Annotated in this window: 1 protein-coding gene; it reads right to left on the reverse strand. The window is 69.0% G+C overall.

Features of this window, described 5'->3' with window-relative positions:
- Positions 1-496 (reverse strand): tetraacyldisaccharide 4'-kinase (locus EOA75_RS33695; RefSeq protein WP_206517146.1); only part of this gene is annotated, 496 nt, incomplete at both ends.

Below are 496 nucleotides of genomic sequence, written 5' to 3' on the forward strand. Positions count from 1 at the left end.
AAGGGAAAGGAAGCGCCCGCCGGCGAAGCGCGCCGGGTTCGCCGGCTCGACATGGGCCAAAAAGATCGGCCGGCCGGCGCGCGCCGCCTGGCGCACCACCGTATCGGCGGCGCTCCCCTCGCCCATCTTCAGCAAGCCGCCGGTGAACACCAGCTGATCGACGATCTTGGCCCGGAGCGGCCCGCCCGGAATGACGCGGCCATTGCCGATGCCGAAACGCGCGTCGACCACGACCAGCGCGTAGTCGATGTGGATGCGCGCCGACTGGAAACCGTCATCCATGATCAGGAAGTCGCAGCCATGCTCTGCCATCAGCAGTTTGGCGCCGGCGGCGCGGTTGGCCGTCACCGCGACCGGCGCATGTTCGGCAAGCAGCAGCGGCTCGTCGCCGACATGCTTGGCCGCGTCGTGATGCGCATCGACGACATGCGGCTTGGCGAAGGAACCGCCATGGCCGCGCGACAGGAAGCCGGGCGTGAGCTGCATGCGCTTTGCC

The organism is Mesorhizobium sp. M1A.F.Ca.IN.022.07.1.1 (assembly GCF_003997575.1).
Classification (GTDB): domain Bacteria; phylum Pseudomonadota; class Alphaproteobacteria; order Rhizobiales; family Rhizobiaceae; genus Mesorhizobium.